Consider the following 19,751-nt stretch of genomic DNA (forward strand, 5'->3'; position numbering starts at 1 on the left):
GCCCAATGCAGCGCCGCGCACCCACCTCTTCCAGCGCAGCGTCAGGGAGAAGTCGCACGAGCAAAGCGATAAGCGTGCTGACCGCGCAGTCAGCATTTTTTCTGACATGGAGCGCGACCAACGCGCGGTCGTCGTTCCCTGGACGTGCTTCGATCGTTCGACACCTCCACCCTCGCCTTCGACCGGGAGGAGTGCGGCGGGCTCCGCGATTATTCCGAAGGCGGCAGCGCTATTCGGTTACCTGCAGGAACTTTTCGTAGGCTTCCTTCACGTTGCCGGCCTGAGTGTCGCCGGCGTGAACATACAGGCCGTAGGTCAGTTTCAGCGGTGCTCCGTCAGGTTTGATCGTGACAGGTGACGCGGCTTCTTCGCCCCGGCTGTAGGTTTCCGGCCCGAAGGGACTGATGGCAAACAGTCCGTACGATCGCACGTGGTAGCGCGATTTCCGAAAGTTGCCGGGATGATCCATCAGCGTGACTCCCAGTGTCGCCCCGCCGACGTCGCCGTAGTAGTCGACCCATGGTGACTGCCGGCCCCAGGCATCTTTTTCGCCGGTGGCTCCGTCGGCGTTGATGATGTGGCCGCCTTCGGTTTCCCGCATCGTGTGAGCCAGCCGGACGGCGAAGAAGCCTTCCTTGGTGTCAAAAACGGTCACGTCGCGATCGATCGCCGACAGTTCAATCCGGTAGGTGATCAGCCGCGACGGGTAGAACGTGATGGTTGTCGTTTCCTTCAGCAGCGGCGTTTCGCCCTGCAGCCAGGTGTTGTGCGATACCAGGATTCCGCTTCCGTTGGCGGCCGTGGTGGTTTCGACGCTGTCGTTGCGAATTCGCTCACCTTCGCTCCAGAAATTCAGCTTTTCGTCGTTGACGGAATCGACGGACGCCCACACGCCCTTGTGATGGAAGTGGTCCGAACCGGCCTTCGACGATCCTTCCTGGTCCTTTGTGGGAATGATGCCTCGCAGAACATTCGTTCCGTTAGCGGCATTCAGCGGGTACAGGAACGGCTTCTTCCACGTGGGCCCGTGGTTAAAGATTCCCAGAACGTCGTCACCGATGCGAATTTCGATCGTGGCGTCGTCCTTTTCAAGAAAGCTGACTCGGGCTCCGGAGTCCTCAGCCGTCGCGTGGTGCGGGAACGCAAGCCCCGCCAGTGTGGCACAAAACAGCAGTGCGAAAGTCTTCATGAATTCTGGCTTCCTGAAAACGTGGTGAGAACCGGAACCGCAGGCCGGGAAACGACAGAATCCGACCCGACCGGCACGAGATACCGCGATGCAGCCGTTGTTCCGCGGACTCGCTTCGCGCATCCTGCGCAGCCCGGCGTGACTCGCTGCCGCTCACGGGTGCTGTCATGCTACAACAGTTCGAGCCATCGTTCCACGAGCCCGGCAGCGCGGCACGACGCTGCAACGGCAGGAACTCCGGAAGGCCGCGGGAAAAACTCGACTGGTGATATTTCCACCGGCCGACATAGAATTTTCGGACGGGAAACGCGAAGTATCGGACTTCCCCGAAACGCGGACTTCGATGCGCCACGTGCGGCCTTCGTCGCAGGCATCGTCGGCGGTGGCGTGAGTTTTCTTTTCACGAGATGCGTCAAAGAATTCGGCGGGCCAGGCGAACCGTGGCCGGTGAGAACCGCTGCGATGGCCTGCGGAAACTGATCACCGAGAACTCTGAACGTGGATGTTCGAAGAATGTCAGCACTGGAACATGGACAGCGCGGATCTCGACGCTGGCGGCGAGCGATCGCGGCAAGTTCCGTGGTGTGTTCGCTGGTGGTCGGCGGCATTGTCATGTTGCCGACGGTTCTTCACCAGACCAACTACCGCAATCGCGTGCTGAACGAAGCGTTTTCGAAATACGGGCTGACCGGTTCATCGGCGTCGGCTTCGGGCGGCTGGATCGTTCCGGTGGGGCTGCAGAAGATCGAGATTTCCGACGCCGATGGCCGTGTCAAAGTCACGATTGACGAAGTTCGCACCACGAAATCGCTGCTGGGGCTGTTTTCGTCGGCGGAAGATCTGGGCGAAGTCACGCTGGTCAATCCCGTCGTCGAAATCGCGCTGGATGACGAAGGCCGCCTGCCGCTGGCAAGACCGGACGCGCTGCCGTCGGGGCACACCGTGGCATTTCGCATCGAAAACGGAAGCCTGCGATTAAGCGTACCCTGGCGACGGTTGCCGATCGTGGATATCAGCGAACTGGGGCTCAGCGGAGCAATCGAACAGCGCGAAGGCGAACGCTGGCTGCGACTTGATCCGGTTCAGGTGTTCGACCATGAACCCCTGGCGGAGGCTCACACCGAACAAAACCTGGCTCTGATTGCTCCCGTTCTTTCACAGACAACGCGCGTGACGGGTGAGGCTTCCGTCTGGCTGGACGGAGTGGAAATGCCGATCGGCGGCGATACCGACCTGACCGTGATCCCGCTCAGCGGCCACGCCGAATTCTATCACGTTGAAGCTCGCCTGAAGCAGGCGTGGGCAACGCAAATCAGCCAGCTCTTCCGGCGACCGAACGGAAGTCGAATTCCCGATCGACTGGAAATTGTCCGCGACTCCGCAGTTCGCTTTCAGTTTACAGAGCACGGAATTCACCACGACGGGCTGGCGATTCTGCTGCCGGATGTCGCCGAACGTCTGCAGGTCAATTCGTCCGGAGTTGTCGGATTTGATGAGAAGCTGGATTTGACGCTGGCGGTGTTGATGCCCGGACTTCCGGTCGGCAACAGCCCGCTGCTGCAGGCACTGGCCGGAATGCTGGCTGCTCCGCTGGAATTGCAGGTGGTCGGAACCGTTTCGGAGCCGCGGCTGGTTCCGCCAGCGGACGGCACGCTGCTGGACCAGATTTCTAAGCGGATGACGGCGCCGGGTGAGTCGCCGGATCCTCCGCCGGTGGCTCAGGCCGTGCTGGAGTTGATTCAGGCCGGTTCGAATCCAGATTCACAGGAAGCATCCGGAGACCTTCCGGGCAGCATTCTGGGACTGATTCGAGCCGTTAAGCACGAACAACAGCAACAGCGGGAACGCCCGCCGAAAAAGCCCGCTCCCGCCCGGAGGCCCCGGCGCAGGGCAGCGAAATAACGCCGCTGCGGTGATTACCGCGTGAGTCACAATGGCGTTCATTTCCTCCGCGACTTCCGCGCATTGCCCCCTCGCCCGCGCAGCGGGAGAGGGAGATTTTTCTGCGTCCAGCAGAAAAATCGGGGTGAGGGCCGGCCGCGCAGCAGGCGAGTTCTTCCGTCGCAGGCACTGGCGTTGAATTCACCGGTGCTGCGCCTGGTCGGCTGCCGCGAGCGTTTTTTCGCAATGTGGCGGAATCTGCCGATCGCGGCGTCCAATCGACGGCTTTCGCGATTTCACTGCCGCCGCCGGAGGCTTCCGTCTTGACCGCTTCGTCGGAATTGCCGTAAAAGCCTCAAGAACCGCCGCAGTCCGCGGATTGCGGTGGCCGGTTCGATCGTGTCTCAGGCAGTACCGATTTCTCAGCGGTTCTGCGTCGATCCGGGCTGGTTCGTCGAAATTCTCTCCTTTCTCACAATACCTCTCCTCTCGAATCTCGCAGCGTAAAGTTGCCGTCGCATCGGCAGTTGTTTTGGCATTCCAAAGCTGCTGCGTCTCGATGTGGCGGGCTGAAACGCGGAAACGTCTCCCCGGCGTTTCTTAGATTCGCTTCCCGTCTTCAAATGGGCAAGAGTTGCGGATGAACGGCCGTCATTCCAAAACGCACCGCCTTGCTGTGATGAGTGCCATCGTGTGCATCACGGTCCTTTCCGGATGCAGCGCGCCGAATCACTTCAAAGCGGAATCGATGCCCCACAGTCTGCGGCTGATGGCCCAGTCGAATCCTCAGGAAGCCGACCTGACGCGGCTGGCGGCAGCCACGGGAGGAAGTGAAACGATTGGCCCCGGCGACGTGCTGGAAGTGACGCTTTCCGCAAGCCTGAGTCCCGAAGACCAGATGCGCGTGCCGACTCGCGTGGCCGATGACGGAACGGCGATGCTGCCACAGATCGGCATCATTCAGCTTGGCGGCGTGGAACCTCCGGCCGCGGAATCGCTGATTCGCGCCGAAGCAATGAAGCGAGGTCTCTATCGCAACCCTCACGTCACCGTCGTGTTTACTCACAAACGCATGAACAAGATCAAGGTGTTCGGCGCGGTGAAGGAACCGCAGGTTGTCGAACTGCCGCCCAACAGCAGCGACATCGCATCCGCAATTGCGGCGGCCGGCGGCCTGGCGGAAAACGCGGGCGAAAACGTCAGAATCAGCAATCCCCGATCCGCCAGCCGTCCCGCGTATGCCTCTGATCCCACTAATCCGACAACGCCCTATTCCACAGCGAGTGTGTCACAGAATCGCGGCAGCTCCGCCGAAGACAACACGTACACAGTCAGTCTGACCAAAGCCGCCACGTCGGCGGACGGAGCTTCCAGCTATCTGCTTCGCGACGGTGGCATGGTCATGGTGGAAAAACGTGATCCGGCTCCCGTGACGGTGATGGGACTGGTCAAGAAGTCGGGTCCGATCGAATTCCCTGTCGGCAAGGATTTTCGGTTGTTGGACGCCATCGGCGAAGCGGGAATTTCCAATCAACTGGCGAACAAAGTCTTCGTCGTTCGGCCGCTGGCCAACAGTTCGAATCCGGCGGTCATCGAAATCAGTCTGCGTCAGGCGAAACGCAGCGGCGCTTCCAACATCCGGCTGGGGCCGGGCGACGTGGTGTCGGTGGAACAGACTCCCGCGACCGTTCTGCTGGACGCGATGCAGATCATTCGACTGGGCGTTTCCGGGAGTGCTCCGCTGTTTTAACGAACATGCGTAATCGACGGCCGGATGCGACGGCGTCGCTTCTGGTCCGATGCTGCAAGATACCGACGGCAGGGAAGCCGAATTCATGTCTTCAATGACCACAAATCCCGGACAGGCCGGCGGCGTCGAACAGGATGCTCTGGCGTCGTCACTGCACGCTCTGGTGCGGTTCCTTCGAACAGTGCGGCTGCGCAGCGGCGTGCTGCTGACCAGCATTTTGGTCGCCTGTATTCTTGGAACGCTGTACTACGTCACAGCTCCGCGGATCTATCAGTCAAATGCGTCGCTGTACATCTCGCGGCTGGGCAAGGGCATTGACGACGACGGTGGTCAGGCAGCCGGCAACCTGACTCGTGACATGCCGACTTTCAAGAAGCTGATGTCGGAAGAGGAAGTCATCCACTCAGCCATTCAGCGGCTGCCCGAACAGTTTCGAACCGATCTGGTGGGAGTCCCCAAGGAACGCTGGATCGAAGCAATTCGAAAACGGTTGTCCGTGTCATCCGCGTTCAACACCAATGTGCTGGACCTGTCGTACCGGTCCGAAGACCCCCGCACCGCCGCGGCCGTGCTGCACGCTCTGCTGGCCGCGTACGGCAGCTTCATCAATCAGACGCACCAGGGTTCGTCCGAAGATAACCTGGAAACACTGAACGCCAAGCAGGCGCAGGTTGCCGACGAACTGCGGCAGTTGAAGGAACACCAGGCGCAATTGCGAGCATCCGCGCCGGAACTGATCGACACCGGCAAGGCCGATGAGACGCTGAATACAGTCAGCGAAAACATCCGTCTGCTGGGCGACGAATACGTGAAGGCTCAGCAGGAAACCTACAACGCCCGAAGCATGGTGCATTCCATTCAGTACGCGATTCACAACGGCGAAGACGTGCTGCAGTTCGCGCTGAATTCCGTTGACAGCATCGGCCAGGGCCTGATCGAACAGTCCGTCGGGCTGGGCGGCACTGATGCCATTGAACAGGAACGTCTGGCGAAAGACGTGCTGCGATTGCAGGGTGAACTTCAGGATGCTCTTTCCAAGTACGGAGAGAACCACGACATCGTGATGCGGCTGAGAGCACAGATTCTGATTAATCAGGAACACCTGCGAACGCTTCCGGAACGACGCCGGCAGATGTTTCAGCAGATGTCGCGCGAACATCTGGCGCCGCGGCTGCTGCAGATGGCGATCCAGAGACTTCAGACGGCGGAACAGGCTCAGCGCGACTTGTGGCAACAGATCGCTTCCGTGCAGGAACGAGCACAGCAGTTGACCGGAACGCTGGGATTGATCAAGGAAATCGATCGCGAAATTGAGCGCCGAATGCTGCTGATGGACGAACTGATGATGAAAGTGTTCGACATCGATCTGAACAAGGACACTGCCATTCGAACCGAAGTGTCGACAAGACCGCGCGTTTCCAACGTGGCGGTTTCGCCGCGGCTGGTGGTCACCGCGTTTCTGTCGCTGTTCCTGGGAACGCTCAGCGGTGTTTCGATCATCTGGGTGCTGGACATCATGGACGACCGGTTCCGCACTCCGGAAGAACTGAAGATACAGCTTGATACTCACGTGCTGGCGATGGTGCCCTGCCTTGACGATCTGGAAGGCGAAGGCTTCGACGCCGTTCTGACTCACGCCCGGCCGCACAGCACCGAGGCCGAATCGTTCCGGGCACTGCGGACCAGCATCGAATTTTCCTCCAGCGAAACCGGCCGCATCGTCTGCACCAGCACCGAACCCGGCGACGGCAAGACCACCATTTCATCGAACATGGCCACCGCGTTCGCTCAGTCGGGAAAGAAAACGCTCGTTATCGATGCCGACATGCGGCGACCGGGTCTGTCGACTCTGCTGGGACTGCGGGACGATTTGGGGCTGTCACAAATTCTGCGCGGCACCGACGATCTGGACGAAGCGGCCCGCGCGAATGTGCGTTCGACGAAGGTCAGCGGTCTGGACGTGATTTCCTGCGGACCACGCCCCGTCAATCCGGCGGAACTGCTGGCCAGCGATCGATTTTCCAACCTGCTGGCCTGGGCGGAGACTCGGTACGAACAGATCATCGTCGACGCACCGCCCGTACTTGCCGTGAGTGATCCGCTGATCGTCGGACGGCTGGTCGACGCCGTCGTGATGGTCGTCCGACCGGACAAGGACCGCCGGCGCGGAGTCATCCGGGCGGCCGAATCCGTCAGAACGCACGGCTGCAATCTGCTGGGAATCGTCGTCAATGCGCTGTCTCACACGGAGGCCGACGGTTACGGCTATGGCTACGGACACGGATACGCATATCACGAAGCAACGGAAGAAGATGTCGCCAACGGTCTGTCGATGATCGCCGCGGGACAAACGTCCGGTGCCGGCAGCATCCGGAAGGCGGCATAGTTGTGCCGGAAAGTACGGTCAACCACGATGTCCTTACTCTCATCAACTTCGAATTCCACCACCGGCGGGCCGACACTTCTGCGAAGCACCCGGCGGGATGATTCTGCTTCGCCGGAAGCGTCGAGTCGTGTTCTCCATCGGCTGCTGCAGGCCGTTGACGTGCTGCTGGCACTGCTGGTGATCGTGCTGCCGTTCATCATGGGCGGGCGCGAAGCGTGGGGTCATCGTTTTCTGATCACCGGTTCACTGGCACTGGCCGCATGCTGGGGACTGTACGCAACCGTCGCCCGACGAAGGCTGGTGTTGTCCGGGTTCGAGCTGCTGTTTGTTGCCGGACTTGCGGTTGTGTGGTTTCAGGTGCAGCCTCAGACACCAGACGAGATGAACCGGTTTTCTCCGGAATACGAACGTCTGCTGCCCGCCTGGTCGCTGACTCAGATCCACAATGCATCGTCGGACGCGTCCGAACACGCTGCCGTCGCACAGGAGCAGCAATCGAACAAACAGCCGGCAGCCTGGAACACTCTGAGCTTCCTGCCCGAAGAGACGCGTCACGCGTGGTGGGTGCTACTTTCGTACCTGATCATCGCAATGGTCACGATGCAGCGGCTGCGAACGATCGACGACTGCGAACGCATGTTGAAATGCGTCTGCATCGGAGGCGTCGCGATGACCGTGTTCGCCATCATTCAGTATTCGCTGTCAAACGGCCGGTATTTCTGGTTCTACCGAAATCCGTACACCGGCACGTCCGAACTGCTGAAAGGCGCGTTCACCAACCGCAATCACTTCGCTCAGTTTCTGGCGCTATCGATCGGTCCGCTGCTGTGGTGGCTGACCAAAGGATTGCGAAATCCCCAAAAGCCCGCGGCTCCGGCAAAGATTCGATCTCGAAAACGAAGACCGGCGGCAGCGCGAAACCGGTCGTTTGTCGAATCCGGCGGAGTTCTGACGGTTCCGGTGACTTTGTTGCTGGCGGCTCTGTGCGTAACAGTGTTGTGCGTGATGCTGTCACTGTCACGCGGCGGAATGGTGGCTGCGACCGCCGCCTTTCTGATCGCGATGGCGGGCTTGTGGCGAAGTCTGAAGATCCGAACCGGCGTGTCCGTGGCACTAATCGGCGGAGCCATCGCGGTGCTGGGGCTGCTGGCCGTTGTAGGCCAGGACAACTTCCAGGCTCGCGTTGATCAGATCATGTCCGGCGACGCGGACACGGTCGATCCGGGAAACGCCCGGCGTGCCATTTGGGCGGCCGACCTGGCGGCCTTCAATGCGTTCCCGATTTTCGGCACGGGAGTCGGAAGTCATGCCGAAGTCTACCCGACCTACATGACCGATCTGCCGGAATTCGCAAACACTCAGTTCAGCCACGCGGAAAGTTCGTACATCAACCTGTTGATGGAAACCGGTCTCGCCGGAATCTCATTGCTGGCGCTGGGACTATTGCTGTTCCTGAGCAGGCTGCTGTTCGGCTTCCTTCGACGGGAATCGGCCGCTCAACGAACGTGCATCGCCGCGGTCGCAGCCAGTGCTACGGCCGGCATCCTGCACGCCGTTGCGGACTTTATCTGGTACGTTCCAGCCATCGTCGTGACGAGTATCGTGCTGGCTTGTGCGGGTCTGCGAGCCTGCCGGAAGTGTGAAGAACCTGGCGGTCTGCCAGCGCCGGGAATCGCGTGGCTGGGCATGACGATTGCCTGTCTGCTGGCCATGGTTCGCGTGCAGCCGAATCTGGCCGCGCGAGTCGAAGCAGAAAAACACTGGTACAGCTATCTGACCAAAGTCTACGACGAACAGGCTCTGGCGGCCGCGAAGGAATTCGCGTATGAAGAAACAAACCGCACGCGTCGCGAGAATCTGTTCGCCGATATTCTTGAACCCGCAACGGACGACGACACGCCGAAGTCGGAAATTCAGCCCGTCGGCTACCAGACACTGTTGCCTGAAGACGAGGAACCGGCCGAAGACCTGCCGGTGACGCCCGATGATCGCATGCGATCCGTCCAGGAAAAAATCGTGCTTCTGAAAGCGGTCCTGGCAGCCCGGCCGACTCACGTGCATGCTCGGATTGCTCTGGCGAATCGCCTGCTGGAACTGTTCCAGATTCTGCAGTCGAGAAGCGAAAATCCGTTTGCCCTGAACCAGATTCGTGACGCGGCAGTCGCGTCGCAGTTTGAAACGCAGTCGGAACTACACGAATGGCTGAGGCGATCATTCGGAAAGAACATCGCGCTGGCGGAGGTCGCTGATCAGTTGGCGCGGCAGTCGCTTCAACAATGCCCGCTGGTGCGCGACGCCTGGCTGACTCTGATTGAAACCGATTTTCTGCGCGACACGGACAATTCCAATCATCAGGTCCTTGTGGACGAACTGCTGGCGCTGCGGCAGTATGACCCGGCGGCTCGATATGTCGCCGGCCGCGAAGCCATCGTCGAACAGAATGTCGGTGCCGCGATTGATCACTGGCAGGTCGTGTTTCATGCCAGCCCGCATCATCGGCGCGGAATTCTGAGCCTGATGGCTCCGCAGGCTCCCGCAGCATTCTTCATCAACCTGTTCGATCCCAACGCGGAAGAACTGCAGGACATGCTCGCCGTCTACGACGCTCTGGAGCGCCCCGAGGAATCCGCCGCCGTCCTGCGCCGACTAACGGAAGTGATTCCCGCGGAAGCTCGCGAAATCGAAGACGACGAAGAACGTCTGCAGTTGCAGCTGGTCGCCTACGCAGCGGCCGTCCGGCTGGTAGATTTCGCGTTCGCCGAATCACACCTGCGAGCGCTCATCGAAGAATTCCCTATCGCTTACAAGCCGCGGCACTATCTTGGCCTGGTCCTGCTGCAAGAGTCGCGGTTCGACGAAGCCCGGGCGGAATTCGAATGGTGTCACGACCGCGACCCCGGAAATCAGTGGCTGCCAAAGCTGATCGTTCGCTGTCGCCGCGAAAGCCTGCGCGCCGCCGTCACCGATCAGAACGATCCGCTGCGCAAGTTCCGGCGATTCTGACACGATTCGCTCGCGCGCCGCTCCGAAGTTTGGCGGACCGGCGAGCGGATGCGTCAGAAGTCCGCAAACCCGAAGAACAAATCGTTGCGGCAGCGTACTCCTTTGCCTACGCTTTGCCCCAATTCGAGCCGCAATTCGCGGGATGAACCGCAACTCTGACAGTTCGCCGGTTAATGAGCAACAACTGCCGCGGTTCGGATCAATGCACGTTCGGGCCGCTGTCCAGGTTTCCAGTCTTCGAATCGAAAGAATCTGATGAGTACTGTTTCAGTCCTTCCTCACAAAGTCGCGAACATCGCTCTGGCGGAACTCGGCCGCAAAGAAATTGAAATCGCCGAAATCGAAATGCCGGGCCTGATGGCTCTGCGCGAAAAATACGGAAAATCGCAGCCGCTGAAGGGAGCCCGGATTGCCGGCTGCCTGCACATGACCATTCAGACCGCCGTGCTGATCGAAACACTGCAGGCTCTGGGAGCCGAAGTGACCTGGTCAAGCTGCAATATCTTCTCGACACAGGACCATGCCGCCGCCGCCATCGCGGCCGCAGGAGTTCCCGTCTATGCCTGGAAAGGGATGTCCGAAGAAGAATTTGACTGGTGCATCGAACAGACTCTGACGTTTCCCGACGGTCAGCCGCTGAACATGATTCTGGACGACGGCGGTGACCTGACACTGATGGTCCATGACAAGTTCCCCGAACTGCTCAAAGGCATCCGCGGACTGTCGGAAGAAACCACCACGGGAGTCCATCGCCTGCACCAGATGCATGCCGCCGGCAAGCTGGCCGTTCCGGCAATCAACGTCAACGATTCCGTGACCAAGAGCAAGTTCGACAACCTTTACGGCTGCCGCGAATCTCTGGCCGACGGAATCAAGCGAGCCACCGACGTAATGGTCGCCGGCAAGGTCGTTGTGATCTGCGGCTATGGCGATGTCGGCAAGGGCTGTGCCGATGCAATGGACGGTCTGGGAGCACGCGTTATCGTGACCGAGATTGATCCGATCTGTGCACTGCAGGCCTGCATGGAAGGCTACCAGGTAACCACGATGGAAGAAGCCGCGAAAATCGGCGACATCTTCGTCACCGCCACCGGCAACAAGGACGTGATCCGCGGTGAGCACATGGATCGCATGAAACACCAGGCGATCGTCTGCAACATCGGACACTTCGATTCCGAAATCCAGGTCGCCTATCTGAAGAAGCGATCCGATATCGAACGTGTCACCATCAAGAAGTCTTCCGACGAAGGCGGTCCGGTCGACAAGTACGTCTATCCCGACGGAAAAGCCATCATCGTGCTGGCGGAAGGACGCCTGGTGAATCTCGGCTGTGCCACCGGTCATCCGTCGTTCGTGATGAGCAACAGCTTCACGAATCAGGTGATGGCGCAGATCGCTCTGTGGACGGAACCGGACAAGTTCGACATCGGCGTTCATATGCTGCCGAAGGAACTCGACGAAGAAGTGGCTCGGCTGCACCTTGGCAAACTCGGCGCGAAGCTGGAAGTCCTGAATCAGGATCAGGCCGACTATATCGGCGTTCCTGTGAAGGGGCCGTACAAGCCCGAACATTACCGGTACTAATTGCGCCCCGATACGCACTCCATGCAGTTCCTGGTGGATCCCATCAGCCATGAAGGCGGTGTAGTTCCGCAAATCGCCCTGCCGCCGTTTGTCCGTCCGGAACACACTGCGAATCCATGTGTTGTCCCGGTTCAAGCGACCGAAACGGGATCGCTGTGAGCGCCATCTCGGTCCAACGCAGATAGGCGATAGGTACCGGAACGGTACGGATTGAAACGGGAACAGCAAGGGTTTTCCGCGCCGCCGGATTTCCTGGCGCCCAAGACCTGACCTGCCAGCCACAACCGGTACCGCGGCTCGCGAGCCCACGCGTAGTTTTTGCTAATCCGGGAAATGGACGCGTGCGCCCAAATGCGATTCACGCGCCGCAGGCCGACACCACACCGGCGGAATCCAGCCGCAATCACACGGCCTCCGCCGCGTACACGCACGCAATGCGGCCCTCGCCGTTTACACTCACGCAAGAATGAGCACTACTCTCAAAAAAAAAGCGGCGTTTCCAATAACCCGGCCAGGACTTGAACCTGAACTAACAGAACCAAAATCTGTTGTGCTACCAATTACACCACCGGGTTGGAGTTTCCGCATTGCGACGTTGCTGCCAGCGGGGCTGAAGGTCGATGGATGCCCATTCCGGCGTCGTTGATCTTCAGCACTCTCTGGCCAGACACGGCGGACGATTAGTCGTTTCGCAGTTTCAGCCCCAATTCTGCCAAACGCTGACGAATTTCGTTCAGCGACGTGACTCCGAAGTTGCGGCTGGACAACAATTCGTCGGGTGTTCGCTGCACGATCTGGCCGACGGTCTGGATATTCAGTCGCGTCATGCACTTTCGGGACCGGACGGACAGATTCAGGTCCGAGATCGGCCGGTTCATGGTGGCCTGTTCCTCGGGCGACAGATTCTGATCGACAAAAGTCTCGCGAGCGTGAACCTTGTGGAGATTCTGCCCGATGCGAAGGCCGTGGGCAGCCAACAGTTCCCGGATTTCCAGCAATGACGTTTCGCCGAAGTTTTTCCCTGCCAGGAGTTCCTGTTCGCTGATTTCCGTCAGGTCCCCGAGCGACTGGATATTCATCGCCGTCAGGCAGTTGCGGCTGCGAACGGAAAGTTCAAAATCGGTCACCGGGCGGCTGAGGAGCTGCTTTAGACGTGCTTCCTGGCGAGCCTGGTCTTCGTCATAGTACATGTCCTGAGTGGCTTCGATGTCCTTCAGGTAAAGCAATGCCTGAGCGTGATTGGGATCGAATTCGAGGATCCGTTTGAAACAAAAAGCGGCGGCCTGGTAGCTTTCGCGGTCCTCGTACAGCAGTCCCAGGTTCAGCAGCGAACCGACAAAGAACGGTGGCCGCGACAGGCTGCGTTCGTACAGTTTGATGGCTTCTTCGTCATTGCCGCGAAGCGCGTTTTCGGCGGCCAGCCAGAACAGAGCGCGGGAATGGTGGGGGTCCATGTCGACCGCTCGCTCGAAATATTCCACGGCGGTCAGGGCGTCGCCCCGGTCCGCCCAGATGCAACCCATCTGAAACGAATATTCCGCCCGGCTGGCGGCGGACGCGGCCACACTGCGAAGCATTTTTTCTGCGTCGTCGATTCGGCCGAGCGAACGGAAGGTTCCCGCCTGACGCAGTGTGGCGTCAATGGGGTCGTAGCCCTTCTTACCGGCCTGTTCAAACCGATCGGCGGCGTTGGCCTGCCGTTCCAGCGATGTCAGTACCAGAGCGTGATAGTAGATTCCCAGGCCTTCGTTCTTCACCTGGCTCAGCAGTCGATCAGCGTCGTTGTGCATTGACATCAGGTAGCAGCAGACTCCCAGCCGAGTCAGGACGGATTCGGACGGCGAACCCGATTCCGCCTGGCGCATGGTTTCTCGCAGCGTTTGACGCACTTCGCTGGCCTGAGTCCCCGACACGGCAGTCCGCAGTTCCCTGACCTGATCCGGCGTCAATGCCGCGGTGGACTGCAGCAGTTCCTTCACGTTCACCATTTGTGCAACGCTCACTTCTTTCCGTTCCTTCCACTGGTTACAAACACGTCTGCCGCTGCGACGAAGCGCCACAGACAAATCTTCGGGAGTATCGCGGTTCACAGGATGGCGGCCGTGGTGCTCGACTGGCGGTGGCGCGGCTGCCGGAATTCCAGCGGGGATTTCTACTGAATCTCCCCGGCAGACACAATTCACAGCGGAAAGAGTCGAATCGCACCGGGAAGACCCGGCCACGCGAGAAGGTTCGCCATTGGAGCGTGACTTGCCATTTTGCCGGAGACTCGACCTGGAACTGGGTCCGCAGGCTGCCTTTCGGATACCCGCCGAGCACACACGTCACCCGGAACCCCAAACGACTCGGCCGGCTTCGCATCACAACTTCAAAGGTCTTCCACGAGGGGTCGCCAGAGAGCGATCCGGAATCGTCGCTGGCAGTTTCGACACCGAACGCACCGCATCAGAATCAGGGCGTGCCAGAAACGGCGCCATTTTGAACGAGTTTCCGCGAAATCCATACTCTCGCCGCACTTCGGGCACGACGAACCAGCATGACGGTTGCGGGCTTTCGATGAGACAGCAGTTGGCATCTTGTTTCAGTCAAAGGGCGACGGGGGGATATCGCTGCAGCACCACGGAACGTCAGCCAAAAGCACGATCCCTAGTCGTGAGGCGACTGAAATCATGGCTGCCCAGGATTGTCTGCGGATCCGCCCGACCCGAAAACGGTCACAATCCTGCGCGCGGTAAACAGCAAATTCAAGTCGACATCAGGTTTTCTCTTGGGCGGAATGTGACTCGCTGGAAAGGCCGAGCAGTCTTCGCCCCGAGTCACCCGGATGCCAAAGAGGAACACGAAACCGACATAGACAACGCCGACACCGAAGGCATCGCATCAGCAGCAGAGTGTGGCAGATGCGTCGCCACGCCGACCGGGTTTCCATCAGTCGGGACTGTGCGCCGCACCTTGGACAGCTCAGTTGCCATGTCAGGCGGAAATGACGCATCGCAATTTGTGACATTGATGCAAACCTGATCGGCGTATCAAAGGTGGCAGTCTGGCAAGCATCTTGATGGGGGCAAACCAGAACTGCAATCGGCCGGACGGCCTTCTTTTCCCAACTTTCACGAACATCAGAGTTTTTCGGACAGGTGAAAGATCAAAGCCCCTGAACAGGATCTGCGGGACAGCCGCAAGTCGCGCCGCATCGATTCCTGATCGCGTACCAGACCGCGCTGGCCGCGTTTCCTGATGGCCTGAAGAAGCATCCGCGAACTTTTTCGCAGGCGGTGCGAACTCCGCGATTGAACTCCGCGATATCAGAGCGGCGTCGGTTGGGACGGAGTGCGGCACGGCGAGATTCGACTCGACTATTGCCGCCTCGCTCAACGACCCCGAATGCTTCGTCCGTGATTTTCTGCGGAATGAGCCGTCGCGGCGCCACCGCGTGTGAGTTCGGCCGCGAGCGACGGAGCGTCTCGTCACTGCCGCCCGGGATCCCGCGGCGGCTGACCGGTCGCGCAAAAAAACACCGAGCGACCCATCATGCGGAATGGATCGTTCGGTGGTTCGGAAGGAGGAGACAAAGCTGTCAAACTTTGTTCGCTATGGAGCGACGACACGAGTCGTCAGCATGCAGTAACGGATTCACGGTGCCCGCCGCGGTATTCAGTTTCAATTTGCTCCCGGGCCGCCAGTGCGGTGGCGGCTGATATTGGAAAACTCATGGCCGGTCCGTATCAATAGGTCGGCAGCGTCTCAATGGGAGCGAAGGCCGTCTGCGGAAATCCAGGAGCAAACGCGGTTGTCGTTCCCATCGGAGCAAACGCGGTGGCTCCGCCCGGAGCATACGCCGAAGGATAGCCAGGAGCCGCCGCTCCGCAGGCGCCGGAAGGACATCCGCCGCCATAGGGATATCCGGCTCCGTAAGGATATCCGCCACCATAGCCGCCGCCGCAGCCGCCACCGTGCAGCAAACAGCAGCCGGACATCGAACAGATCAACAGCAGCCCGGAACAAAACATCGCGAAACGGTTCATCAGAGAGCCTCCAATTTGCTGCCGTGGGAATGTTCCTGTGGAACCAGGCAGGCGGGCAGAAGTGAGATTTGAATGAGTTGGTTCCGAACCTATGCCGACCGACCAGGTGGACTGGCCGGAATGGTGGCTGCGACAAACACGACGTTCGCAACAGACCACAGCGGGCGACAGTGCGGGAGGAGAAACCAACAACATTCGTGAGGAGAGACAGACAGGAAATCGATGCCGGGTGAACGTTCATCGATTGGTCGAAAACTACGACAACCGGCAAAACGCGTCAATACGTATTTGCAGGCACGTAATTCCCGCCGTTTCCTGAGGATTCCGGCCGCAAGCGACGGGTTGGCACCGCGTCGTCCTGAAGAAAACTTCAAAAAAGCTTCAAGTTCCCGGTCTCGCCAGCCCGCTGAAAATCTCAGCCAGCGCGTGGCCGCCAGAGGGCGATTCCCAAACGTCCGCGGCGACATCCGCGATGTCAGACGATTCGACGTGTCCGGCGCGCATAAGGACGTCGCCACCGAATCTCAACGCCTGAGAAACGCAACAGCGGCAGTTGAGTGGCCGCAGAGATCTGCTAAACTCATCAGCGTGGTCCAGGTGCGGTGTAGCTCAGTTGATGGGAGCAGCGGAATCATAATCCGCGTGTCGGGGGGTCTGAGTCCTCCACCGCTATTTTTATCTTTTCGAACCGGAAGGTTTCGGGGCGGGGCGATTATTGCGGCCCGGGCGTCTGCTGAGGCGGCAGGAGGTTCTGGAGGTTTGTGACCAGGGCTTTCAGCAGGTTCAACTGTTGTTCGACGACCGAGTCGAGGCCCAGGGTTTCGAATCGACGGACTTTTTGAAGTCCCTGCGGGAAGTGATGTCGCCCCGGATGGAGGCGTGATCGCGGAATCGAATCGCCGGGCTATGCGGTGATGGCTTTTGCTTCCATCGCGGCAACCTGTTCGTCTTTTGCCAGCTTGACGACTTCTTCGTGGATCGGTTTCGATGGGGACTTGTTAGCGTTTTCGAAACAGCGGATTCACGAAGCGGTTCGTCCGCATGCAACTCAAGATTCGCAGGATGCTCGTGTCGGGGCTTCAAAGGCATGAGCTGGATGAGTGATCCGAGCGGCCGGAAGAGATACCAGCGGTCGTTCATTCGGACAGCGACGTATTGGCGGATCACCCTAATATCTTCGTCATCACAGCTCTTTTCGGTCGTCAGGACGGTCATCACGGTCCGGTCGTCGTCGATCCGGCGTGTTTCCAGAATCTTCGCGGAACGAGGACGCACCAGGTCGTTGCGCGTAAAGTTGCAGCGTCCCGAGTTCGAAATCCGTCTGCCGAATGTTGCGTATTCCGAAATCGTTGATTCGAACAGCGTGCGTTCGACGATCATTTCCGTTCTGAACAGCGACCGGACGCCGGGGTCGAACATCAGCAGTGTGGCCTTCATGACTGCCGGCGGCCGCCGCCTGTGCATAGAGTTTCAGTGCGTTTGCCGGCGACGTTCCACACCGTCGATCAGCTCGACCTTGCGGCGGAACGTGTTCTTCCTCGGCGGGTTCGCGTTCCGAGTCCCGGCGTGAGTTCCCCGGTGCGGTGTTATTGGACGAGACGCTGCCGGTTCTGAGTTGATGTGGTGCTCGTCATCGGCGGTCAAATGCGGTTCCGTAAACCGTGATGACGACCGCGGCGCAAACCACCAGCAACTGTCGAACGACGTGCAGTTCCATCGTTGTCTCCTTGTTGAGTCGCTTCGGCCTGAGTCGCTTCGGCCTGGTCACTCTCGGCTTAGCGGGGGCCGCCTGGAGCACTGCGGCGAATTGTTTTGATCGAGAATCGCAGCCGACGCGGAGGCAGTCACCGAGTCGAAGGTTGCGGACAGACACCAACGGTGACCTGAACCTTGGAGCCAGTGGCGTGCGTCGTGTGAATTCATCCGGGACAAGGAACCGGGCGTCTCAGTGTTCCGGCTGCCGGAATCGAAGCGCCACGCGGACTTCCGTGGATGAACAAGAAGATTTCAGAAAACATTTTCACAATCCTTGCGTCCCTTCAGGATTTCATGATTGATAACGCGAGAGGTGTCGTGCGTGGATTCACCCTACATGTCTTCTGGTGTTTTTCTTGACGAAAGGAACTGTGCATGAAGTGCTTCACTCGTTTTCGAAGGGCATTTACGCTCATCGAATTGCTGGTGGTGATAGCGATCATCGCCATCTTGACGCTAAGCGCGCTACCGGCGGTCCAGCAGCGCGAGGCCGCCGGACGCAATGTAAGAACAACCTGAAACAGATTGACTCTGCTGCACAACTACCACGATACGCATTCGGTCTTCTCCCGGAAAGATCGGCGGCCAGATGGCCTACGACGGCTGTCCGTGGGTCATGTTCGGGCTTTAGCTGGGCGTGTCATGATTCTTCCGATGATGGAACAGGGACCGCTGTACACGCAGAATGCCACGGGTAGTGACGTCGATCTACGGACCGTTTGCTCCAGGCCACGCGACGGCTGGTCCTGTTGCGGACGACAATCCCTGGCTACCTTTGCCCCAGCGACAACACGCTGTTTGTCGGATCGGAAAAGCCGACCAACTATGCGGGTATCGGCGGCAACGACAAGAACAGCCACAGCCACTTCGCCGATATCCGTGCCGTCCGGGATGATGAACCTTCCTCCGGAACGTCGATGCGAGACGTCGTGGACGGCACCAGCGTAACACGGCCATGGTTGGTGAAGTTCATCGCGAAGCGTGCTGTTTAACCGTTACAGCGGCGGTCCCGACAACATTACCGGTCGTGCTGCAAGTGGTGGGCGGCAACGACGGGCTTCGCCACGCGGACACATTCAATCCGCCGAACGCTGCAAACCCGAACAAGGGCAACAACAAGGGGCCAGGTGGCTCCTCAGGAAGGTCCTGCCAATGACCAGGGCTGTCTGACGGGTGCCGGCGTTTGTGCTGACCAGGTGTCGTGGGCTGACGACGTGGCTGACAACATGCCGGTCCGATCCTGCAGTTGTCCGTCAACGGTGCGGAACCCGGTGATCGGCTGTCCGCGGAATCAGACAGCGTCCGTGTGAAAGCCGTCGTCGAAAGCCATGTGCCGTTTGACCATGTGGAAATCATCGTCAACGGCACGGTCGCTGTCGACAACAGCGTCGCTGCAGCGTCTGAGCATGCAACGGTTCAGCGGTATCAGTTCGAAGCGGATGTTCCGCTGAACCACAGCAGCTGGATCGCTCTGCGAGTTCGCGGCGGCGATCATGCCGATGTCTTTGACGGACCCGTGTGGGCTCATACCAGCCCGGTGTATGTTCTGAAGGACGACCTGCCGATCCGTAATCCGGACGACGCGGAGTACTTTGTGGAATGGATCGATCAACTGCTGCGAGTCGTCGCCGCGCGAAATCGATACGCCTCAGCGGAAGACCGGCAGCAGGTGGAATCGCTGTTTCAAGACGCCCGCGCCGAGTTCGCTCACCGAGCCGTTCGGACCGTGGAATGACGCCGTTCGGGATGCGATGTTCCTGTGCCGGGAAGACGTGGCCGCCGCCGTGACAGGTGCCGCCGGCACGGTGACATCCCGCGCGATCAGCGGGATGCGTTGCGTCACACGGCCCGGGCAGCCTATTCCGGCTTGTCGTTATCGCTGCGATTGTCGCGGGCAGGGATCTTCAACACGGCGCCTTTGGCAAGACCAATCTGTTCGACGTGCCCGGTGACACGGATTCCCGTTTTCGGATCCGTGTAGATCACGTGAGTGTGTGTGCTCGTTGCCGGATGAGTCAGTTTTCCAACGGAGTCTGCGGCGTAGATGCCTTGCCTTACTGCCATGGCGAGAATGGTGTTGTCGAACTCCGAGCGCAGCTTTGGAGTGCGATGATCCAGCATCGCTTTGGTTGTCCGGGAATCATGGCAACGAGAACATTCGTTCGGTGTGCGTTCGCA

13 protein-coding genes and 2 tRNA genes are annotated in these 19,751 nt (G+C 59.5%); 9 read left to right on the plus strand and 6 right to left on the minus strand.

Annotation, left to right across the window (positions count from 1 at the left end):
- Positions 1 to 229: 229 nt before the first annotated feature.
- Complete coding sequence (locus R3C19_16110) at positions 230 to 1,189, minus strand: PmoA family protein (protein MEZ6061871.1); 960 nt, start codon at positions 1,187 to 1,189, stop codon at positions 230 to 232.
- A 513-nt stretch (positions 1,190 to 1,702) separates the two neighbouring features.
- On the opposite strand from R3C19_16110, the gene R3C19_16115 reads away from it, so the two are divergent.
- From R3C19_16115 to ahcY, 5 genes are all read left to right on the plus strand, one after another.
- Positions 1,703 to 3,091, plus strand: a complete 1,389-nt coding sequence (locus R3C19_16115; protein MEZ6061872.1) for a DUF4179 domain-containing protein — start codon at positions 1,703 to 1,705, stop codon at positions 3,089 to 3,091.
- 727 nt (positions 3,092 to 3,818) lie between these two features.
- The gene (locus R3C19_16120; protein ID MEZ6061873.1) at positions 3,819 to 4,820 is read left to right on the plus strand and encodes a polysaccharide biosynthesis/export family protein; all 1,002 of its coding nucleotides are present in this window, start codon (positions 3,819 to 3,821) and stop codon (positions 4,818 to 4,820) included.
- A gap of 85 nt (positions 4,821 to 4,905) precedes the next feature.
- Positions 4,906 to 7,206, plus strand: a complete 2,301-nt coding sequence (locus tag R3C19_16125; GenBank protein ID MEZ6061874.1) for a polysaccharide biosynthesis tyrosine autokinase — start codon at positions 4,906 to 4,908, stop codon at positions 7,204 to 7,206.
- A 27-nt stretch (positions 7,207 to 7,233) separates the two neighbouring features.
- On the plus strand, positions 7,234 to 10,209 hold the full coding sequence (locus R3C19_16130; protein MEZ6061875.1) for an O-antigen ligase family protein: 2,976 nt from the start codon (positions 7,234 to 7,236) through the stop codon (positions 10,207 to 10,209).
- Positions 10,210 to 10,464: 255 nt separating this feature from the next.
- Positions 10,465 to 11,793 carry an adenosylhomocysteinase gene (ahcY, locus tag R3C19_16135; protein MEZ6061876.1) on the plus strand — a complete coding sequence of 443 codons (1,329 nt, stop codon included), beginning with the start codon at positions 10,465 to 10,467 and terminating at the stop codon, positions 11,791 to 11,793.
- A gap of 503 nt (positions 11,794 to 12,296) precedes the next feature.
- Here ahcY and R3C19_16140 read toward each other — a convergent pair.
- From R3C19_16140 to R3C19_16150, 3 genes are all read right to left on the minus strand, one after another.
- Positions 12,297 to 12,368, minus strand: a tRNA-Gln gene (locus tag R3C19_16140).
- Positions 12,369 to 12,473: 105 nt separating this feature from the next.
- A complete protein-coding gene (locus R3C19_16145; protein ID MEZ6061877.1) occupies positions 12,474 to 13,796 on the minus strand; it encodes a DNA-directed RNA polymerase subunit alpha C-terminal domain-containing protein in 1,323 nt (440 codons plus the stop codon).
- A 1,722-nt stretch (positions 13,797 to 15,518) separates the two neighbouring features.
- On the minus strand, positions 15,519 to 15,818 hold the full coding sequence (locus R3C19_16150) for a hypothetical protein (GenBank protein MEZ6061878.1): 300 nt from the start codon (positions 15,816 to 15,818) through the stop codon (positions 15,519 to 15,521).
- A 599-nt stretch (positions 15,819 to 16,417) separates the two neighbouring features.
- On the opposite strand from R3C19_16150, the gene R3C19_16155 reads away from it, so the two are divergent.
- Positions 16,418 to 16,490, plus strand: a tRNA-Ile gene (locus R3C19_16155).
- Between the two features lie 111 nt (positions 16,491 to 16,601).
- On the opposite strand, the gene R3C19_16160 is transcribed toward R3C19_16155, so the two are convergent.
- Positions 16,602 to 17,255 carry a hypothetical protein gene (locus R3C19_16160; GenBank protein MEZ6061879.1) on the minus strand — a complete coding sequence of 218 codons (654 nt, stop codon included), beginning with the start codon at positions 17,253 to 17,255 and terminating at the stop codon, positions 16,602 to 16,604.
- A gap of 693 nt (positions 17,256 to 17,948) precedes the next feature.
- Here R3C19_16160 and R3C19_16165 point away from each other — a divergent pair.
- From R3C19_16165 to R3C19_16175, 3 genes are all read left to right on the plus strand, one after another.
- Entirely contained in the window at positions 17,949 to 18,092 is a 144-nt protein-coding gene (locus tag R3C19_16165; protein MEZ6061880.1) for a prepilin-type N-terminal cleavage/methylation domain-containing protein, read from the plus strand.
- 230 nt (positions 18,093 to 18,322) lie between these two features.
- On the plus strand, positions 18,323 to 18,565 hold the full coding sequence (locus R3C19_16170) for a hypothetical protein (protein MEZ6061881.1): 243 nt from the start codon (positions 18,323 to 18,325) through the stop codon (positions 18,563 to 18,565).
- 254 nt (positions 18,566 to 18,819) lie between these two features.
- Complete coding sequence (locus R3C19_16175) at positions 18,820 to 19,308, plus strand: hypothetical protein (GenBank protein ID MEZ6061882.1); 489 nt, start codon at positions 18,820 to 18,822, stop codon at positions 19,306 to 19,308.
- 122 nt (positions 19,309 to 19,430) lie between these two features.
- Here the strand turns inward: R3C19_16175 and R3C19_16180 are convergent, their stop codons facing one another.
- On the minus strand, positions 19,431 to 19,694 hold the full coding sequence (locus R3C19_16180; GenBank protein ID MEZ6061883.1) for a hypothetical protein: 264 nt from the start codon (positions 19,692 to 19,694) through the stop codon (positions 19,431 to 19,433).
- Positions 19,695 to 19,751 lie beyond the last annotated feature (57 nt).

The organism is Planctomycetaceae bacterium, from assembly GCA_041398785.1.
GTDB lineage: Bacteria > Planctomycetota > Planctomycetia > Planctomycetales > Planctomycetaceae > JAWKUA01.